Origin of the sequence: Alitiscatomonas sp. (assembly GCF_037242085.1) — a bacterium.
Classification (GTDB): Bacteria; Bacillota; Clostridia; order Lachnospirales; family Lachnospiraceae; genus Alitiscatomonas; species Alitiscatomonas aceti.
The window spans coordinates 1-6706 of the sequence record NZ_JAXXBR010000089.1 but is presented as its reverse complement, the minus strand read 5'-3'; the positions used below and the strand labels follow the sequence as shown (position 1 = coordinate 6706).

The window sequence follows — 6706 nt, the reverse complement described above, 5'->3', positions numbered from 1 at the left end:
CTACACGAAAAATCTGTGCCATGCTCCCATCCTCCTTTCCAGTTCAAAAGAAAAAACGTAAGTAATATCTCTATCACTCACGCCTTCTCTAAACATTTTATTCTTTTTTCAATGAATTTTTAATATGCTCAATCCTCAGTTACAAACTTCAACTTTGTTAAACATAGATCAGTTCCTTCAAAATAATCTCTTCTGCAATCGCTCTATGCTGGTTGGCTGTCCTCACCCATGCCATCTGATCTGCTTCTTTATCCGGCAAAGGTTCTTTTTCTTCCAGCTGCTTCAAAATTACCTCTTCTCTTTCTCTGGCTGCTTTATCCACTTCCAGAAGATGTTCTCCAATAGTATCCTGCAGAAGCATCACTTGATACGTTGAATTTCGATGGTTCTTCAGATAATCTCTGCGAAGAAAACCATACTTGCCAAGTTGCTCCATCTGCTCACCGGATTTATAGGTGAGATTCGGAATCAGATATCCATTTACATTTGTGTACGTTAATTTCATTTTATTAGCACTCTCCATTTCTCATCATTTTTTGACCACAAATTTACGACATTTACGACAAATTTTGACACTGCTTTACAATACCAGACAAAATGACTGATGCCCTAGAAAGCCTGTAAAACAGGCACTTCCAGGATACACAAAACAGGGCAAAAATCAACTTCCATTATCAAGATGTGAGTGCTAATTTTTCAGGATTTTTTCTTTTCCGGCTCCAGAGCCATTCCACGGAACCATAAGAAGCACGCCGCGCGATTTTCTCATAGTTATCGCGGCAACCTCCAGGGTATCGTGCAGGCACAGGCTTTGGCCCGCTGCCCGTGTAAAAAGGCGCTGCAAAGCAGATACATTCCCATCTGCTTTGCAGCGCCTTTTCTGGGGCGTTTCCCCTATTCAGTTCTGTGGCAGCCTAAAAGACAGGCCGCCTGTTTCCGCTACCTCTGGATCCGCTCCAGCTCCATATCCTCCGGCAGGATCAGATTCAGCAGGATGGATACGACAAACACCACAGCTACCACATTGGCGGAAAATACGGACTGGACCACCTCCGGGAAGATCCGCCACAGGTCGATCTCACTGGCCGCAGTAAAGCCAATGCCCACAGAGAGCGACAGGGCGGCGATGGTCATGTTCCGCTGGGTAAATCCAGCCCTGGAAAGCATCTGGATCCCGGATACCATGATGGTCCCGAACATCATGATCGTGCACCCGCCCAGAACGGATTCCGGGAGGGATGCAAAAAAGTTCCCCACCGGTGGCAGGAATCCGGCCAGCAGCATACAGCCGGCCCCGGTGGCAATGGTAAAGCGGTTTACGACCTTCGTCATGTTCACAAGCCCCACATTCTGGGAAAATGAGGTCACCGGAGGGCATCCAAACAGGGCAGAAACGACGGAAGCAAAGCCGTCGCAGGCCAGGGAACCGGAAATCTCCTTTGAGGTGATCTCCCGGCCCAGCCCTCCAGAGACCATGGCAGTCGTGTCCCCGATGGTTTCTGCCGCAGAAACCATAAAGATAATGGCAACGGAAAAAATGGCTCCCATATGGAATTCCGGTGCAAAGGGCAGAAGAGCTGGCAGGGAAACGATTCCCTCTGAAAAGATCACTGACAGATCCACCTTGCCCATAAACACCGCCAGGATATATCCCACCACAAGTCCTGCCAGCACAGACAGCTGTTTCAGATATCCCCGTGCCAGGATGTTCCAGCCCAGGCAGACGGTCAGTGTGACAGCTCCCAGAAGCAGATTGGAGGCCGAGCCGAAGTCCTCCGCATAGCCGCCTCCAAAGGATCTGGCCCCCACCGTAAACAGGGAATATCCTATGGCGATCACCACCGATGAGGCGACCACAGGGGCAATGATCTTTCTCCAGTATCTGGCAAACAGGCCGATGACGCCCTCAAAGACTCCGCCGCAGATCACTGCGCCTATGACGGCCGGATATCCGTAGCTGGCCGCCACGATGCTCAGCACCGTAACAAACGTAAAGCTGACGCCCATGACGATCGGAAGCCTGGAACCGATCCTCCAGACCGGAAACAGCTGGATCAGCGTTGCGATCCCGGCCACCAGCATGGCGTTCTGCAGAAGAACGGCGACCTCTGCCTGGGAAAGCCCCCCTGCGGCCGCAATGATCGTGATCGGCGTCAGATTCGACACAAACATGGCCAGAATATGCTGGAGTCCAAAGGGCACTGCCTTTAAAAGAGGCACCCTCCCGTCCAGCCTGTATATGTTGCTGATGCTGCATTCACTGTTCTTCATACTCTTATCCTTTCCTGGTTAAAATGCGGCTGGGGGATCCTCAGCCCGTTTCTCCCTCTCTGCCTTTCTTATTACCCGCTCATAGGAGACCCACAAAAACACCGCCGCTGCCGTCCATGCCGCCGGATGGCAGAAGCATGTAAGAACGTAGCTTCCCATTTTCATGGCAAAGACCGCCGTCACCAGCCTTGCCAGCAGCTCTGCGATCCCCCCGGCCATGGGCAGAAAGCCGTATCCGCATCCCTGCATCACGTTCCTGTATACAAAGATCGCACCCAACGGGATAAAAAACACCACACAGATGTTCATGTAGGTCCTGGCCCATGGCATCATGGCACTTATATCGCCTGCAAAAAACAGGCTCATGGCCGGACGCAGGAAAACAGTCCCCAGGACTGCCGCCATAACCGCATAGACCACTGTTACGGTCATGCCCGCCCGGACTCCCTTTTTTACCCGGTCCAGATCCCCTTTTCCAAAATTCTGGCCGGCATAGGAGGCCATGGCCTGGCCCAGGGCGATCATTCCCTGCTCCACCAGGGTCTCCAGCTTTCCGGCCGCCGTATAGGCCGCCACCGCCAGGGAACCGAACTGGTTCACAGCCGACTGCATGACCATGCCCCCGGAGGCTGTAATGGCAAACTGGAGAGCCATGGGAATTCCAATGGACAGCTCCCGTCTGACGTCTCCTCTGTGGGGACGCCACTGACCGGCTCCCGGCGTCAGATCCGGCGTTTTTAAGAAAATATACCCACCGCATAATACTGCCGATACTGCCTGGGAAAGCACCGTTGCCAGGGCCGCGCCTTCCACGCCCATGCCTCCGCCCACGATCAGCGCCAGATCCAGCGCCACGTTTAAGCAGGCGGAAAAGACCAGAAAAAACAACGGGACCCGGCTGTTTCCCACCGCCCTCAGAAAGGCAGAAAACAGGTTATAGAATACACAGACCGCCGTTCCTGCGGCAATGATCCTGATATACCGGCCCGCCTCCCTGAAAATGTCCTCCGGAGTCTGCATGAGACGAAGGAGCGGATCCATGACCGCCAGGAAAAAGCCTGTGAGAACCACTGTTGTGACGGCTGAGAGAAAGATCCCCGCGGAAACACTCCGCTTTACACCGGCCGTATCCCCGGCTCCATACCGCTGGGCCGTCAGGATCGTAAAGCCGGAGGTGAGTCCCTGGGCAAAGCCTGTGATCAGAAACATGATGATCCCGGTGGAGCCCACGGCCGCCAGGGCTCCGGCTCCCACATACCGGCCCACGATGATCGTATCGGCCATATTATAAAACTGCTGGAAAAGGTTTCCCAGCAAAAGCGGTATCGTAAACCGCAGAAGGACCGGCAGGGGCCGTCCCTTTGTCATATCCGTTCCCATATGACGCCTCGCTTCCTTTTAATTTCCCGGTTTATTTTAGCGCATCCGCAGAAAGGCTGCAAGTGGATTTTCCGCCGTTTTACAGGCCGCACTTAAAACAGATCCAGCATATTATCCAGATACATTTCCTCTCTCACATGGATCTGGTATTCCGGCCTGGTCATGTAATAAAGAAGGAACTCCAGGACCAGGGCGCTGCCCAGTCCCCGGCCTTCGATCTTAAAATCAGAAAAGCCCATGGGAAGATAGACGCTCCGGATCTCTTCTGCTCCGATGAATCCTGGATTTTTCATGGCTCTGGAAAATCGGTAGCCCTCCCCTGCGCCGGGAGCCGTACAGCAGTGGTCCGGACCGTCCTCCCCGAGATTTTTCCGGCTGACGGCCTCGTAACAGCGTTTCCTGTCCCTGCATCCATAGAAACAGCATTCGTTGCACAGGAATTCCACCTTAGCCTTCTGGCGTTCTGACAGCGTATCCCATTGGTCAAGGGCCTTATTCAGCCGGAAATCCGGCACCGCATAGCGAAACTCCTCCCGGTCGATCTCCTCTGTGAACCGGTCAAAATCTGTCAGTACCTTTGTGGTGGAGGAAACAAAATAAAGGCCTGGATATTTCTTTTTTAAATACTCCAGCAAAAGCTCCGAATGAACGATAACGCCGTTTTTCGTTTTCCCGCTCTTCTCAAACATGGCGCAGAGAGCGTTGCATTTCCGGTCCGCAAGATGCTCCTCCCTGAGCAGGGAATTGCTGAAGGTCAGACGGGCAGAGATCCCGTACTTCTCCAGCAGCGCCAGGACCTCTCCCGGATTCTGATCTCCTTCCCCGACACGGCCCCCGCCCCAGATGCATCCCGCCGGAGCGCCGTATATGGAGCCGATCCCGCACCATTCGTAAAAATATTCCCTATGTTCAAAAAATAACGGCAGAAATCTCTTGTACAGCTCATAAAACTCAAACAGGCCCGGAAGATGGAAGTACGCCGTTGTTTTCCCGGAGCTGTTTCTATCCTGTGGCATATATGGTCTCTCCTTTTATGTAAACTTGGCATTCCGCTCAATGCACGGCACCTGTTTCAGCCGCATCTGTCCGGCTGTCCAGATCCAGGGATGCTCTCGCCTCCCTGTTCCCGGCCCCCATGGGGTCCACAGCCTTATATGTGATCGTCCGGACTATTTTCTTTTTCATTGGTGTATACCTCCATTTGCGTAACAGGTGTATACATGTGTGTAAAGAGCACCGTTTTCTGTTGCAGGGCATTCCATGGCGTTTTCCCCGCCTATGCCGCTGGCTTTATTCTCATGGTCGGCGTTACATTTGCCGGTTGTAAGCTGAGGGAAAAAGGAACGAGATAAGAGGGGACCGGGCTGCTGTCCGGTCCGTTTTTGTCCGCTTCATAATTCGTATCACAAAATACATAGAAATACAATATTTTTTACTCTTAAAAAGCTCAATATGGCGTCCGTCGTTAAAAGACGCGCCGTATTGGAGCCATCTAAGTTAAATCGGGACAGTCAAAAAGCAGGCGGCACAATGGTTCGCGTTGTGTTGTCTGCTTTGATTTACGCGGGCAAGAACCAAAGTCCGTGCCTGCACGAGACCTTGGCGACTGCCGCTCACAAGTGATTGTCATTAGGAACAACATTCCAAAGTTAAAATCAAGCTTTATAACATACAATTCATAATCACGCTTATCATCATTTCTTTTTCTTCTGGTCTGGACTCTGCTATCATAATGGTTAGTGCTACTAAAGTAGCATCTTCTATTTTCTTTTGTCCATCTATAAACAGTACTTCATTTTTATCAAGAAAATAGAGAAACATTGTCGCAGCAATTCTTTTATTTCCATCGAAAAAGCTGTGGTTCTTGGTCACCAAATACAGCAAATTCGCAGCTTTTTCTTCCAAAGATTCATAGATATCTATTCCTCCAAATGACTGATAAATATTACCGATACTGCCTTTGAAAGAATCATCCTTTTCTTTTCCGAATAAATCCGATTCATCACCGAATCGCATGCTCTGGATTACGTCCATACATTCCTCATATGTAAGAACATACGTCGCACGATTTCCTTCTGGCCGTGTCATACTCTGGTGATCATAAGAATCCAGTAAATCCAGTGCACTGCTATATTTTTCTATTACAGAAAGAACCTGCCTGCTATCCAACTCGTTTTCGGTCCGCTTCATAATTCGTATCACCTCACCTAACTGCTTGATACGATTATCATTTACTGCGTAACCCTTCAATATGTATTGCTTAAGAACTGAATTTGCCCAACGCCGGAATTCAACGCCTCGTTTTGATTTTACACGGTAGCCGACAGAAATGATAACATCCAGGTTATAATATTCTGTCATATGTGTTTGCGTTTTTCCTTCGATAGCACCATGTGGAGTGGTGGTCGCAAATTTTGCGACTACCACTTGACCTTCCAATTCCTCTTTTAGGGCATTATTAATATGTTTACCAATTGTTTTTACATCCCGGTCAAAAAGCTCAGCCATTTGATTTCTATTCAGCCAGACCGTCTCATTCTCTACTGCCACAGGAAGCGTTATCAATTTATCCTCTGTTTCAAAAATTACAATTTCATTTTTGTTCATATCGTTCCTCCAATTCTATTCCTTTTTCCTTCATCAACTTCTGCACCTTAACGTAATATGCAATTAATCTGAGTACGTACTCCGGCATCTGTCTTCTTCCCGCTTCCCACTCCTCTAATGTTCTCAGTGGAATATCCATGTATCGTGAAAATTCTGTCCTGTTCATATCCAGCATTTCACGAATTCCTTTTAATGTACCTATCTGCTTTTCAATCCTTTCTTTTTTGTCCATCTCGCTCTCCTTATGTATCCACTCATTGTGTGGATATAGTATCACAAAATATAAATAAATACAATATTTTTTGAAAAAAAAGTCAAACATGGTATGCATCGTTAAAAAGCGTGCCATATTGGTTCTTCCGCTTCTCCGTCCAGGCCACCTCGAAAAAGCTTCGCTTTTCCTCGGTGTTTGGCTTTCGCCAAATTGGACACTCGCAATAAGGAGGCG

6 protein-coding genes and 1 pseudogene are annotated in these 6706 nt (G+C 49.5%); all 7 read right to left on the bottom strand.

Annotation, left to right across the window (positions count from 1 at the left end; genetic code table 11):
* Nucleotides 1-157: 157 nt before the first annotated feature.
* The gene (locus WIH05_RS09255) at nt 158-505 is read right to left on the bottom strand and encodes a TnpV protein (protein WP_337425288.1); all 348 of its coding nucleotides are present in this window, start codon (nt 503-505) and stop codon (nt 158-160) included.
* A gap of 434 nt (nt 506-939) precedes the next feature.
* Entirely contained in the window at nt 940-2271 is a 1332-nt protein-coding gene (locus tag WIH05_RS09250; protein WP_337425287.1) for a nucleobase:cation symporter-2 family protein, read from the bottom strand.
* 18 nt (nt 2272-2289) lie between these two features.
* Complete coding sequence (locus tag WIH05_RS09245; protein WP_337425286.1) at nt 2290-3651, bottom strand: MATE family efflux transporter; 1362 nt, start codon at nt 3649-3651, stop codon at nt 2290-2292.
* Between the two features lie 92 nt (nt 3652-3743).
* Entirely contained in the window at nt 3744-4667 is a 924-nt protein-coding gene (locus WIH05_RS09240) for a hypothetical protein (protein WP_337425285.1), read from the bottom strand.
* A gap of 37 nt (nt 4668-4704) precedes the next feature.
* Nucleotides 4705-4836, bottom strand: coding sequence for a hypothetical protein (locus WIH05_RS09235; protein WP_022272655.1), 132 nt, complete (start codon nt 4834-4836; stop codon nt 4705-4707).
* Nucleotides 4837-5313: 477 nt separating this feature from the next.
* Nucleotides 5314-6258, bottom strand: a complete 945-nt coding sequence (locus WIH05_RS09230) for a virulence protein RhuM/Fic/DOC family protein (protein WP_337425284.1) — start codon at nt 6256-6258, stop codon at nt 5314-5316.
* Nucleotides 6245-6706: pseudogene (locus WIH05_RS09225) on the bottom strand (hypothetical protein); the annotation flags it as partial. The gene WIH05_RS09230 and the pseudogene WIH05_RS09225, both read right to left, overlap by 14 nt.

Bases quoted from the DNA above. Each gene is read 5' to 3' on its own strand.
- WIH05_RS09255 (WP_337425288.1), bottom strand. From the start codon at position 505: ATGAAATTAACGTACACAAATGTAAATGGATATCTGATTCCGAATCTC.
- WIH05_RS09250 (WP_337425287.1), bottom strand. From the start codon at position 2,271: ATGAAGAACAGTGAATGCAGCATCAGCAACATATACAGGCTGGACGGG.
- WIH05_RS09245 (WP_337425286.1), bottom strand. From the start codon at position 3,651: ATGGGAACGGATATGACAAAGGGACGGCCCCTGCCGGTCCTTCTGCGG.
- WIH05_RS09240 (WP_337425285.1), bottom strand. From the start codon at position 4,667: ATGCCACAGGATAGAAACAGCTCCGGGAAAACAACGGCGTACTTCCAT.
- WIH05_RS09235 (WP_022272655.1), bottom strand. From the start codon at position 4,836: ATGAAAAAGAAAATAGTCCGGACGATCACATATAAGGCTGTGGACCCC.
- WIH05_RS09230 (WP_337425284.1), bottom strand. From the start codon at position 6,258: ATGAACAAAAATGAAATTGTAATTTTTGAAACAGAGGATAAATTGATA.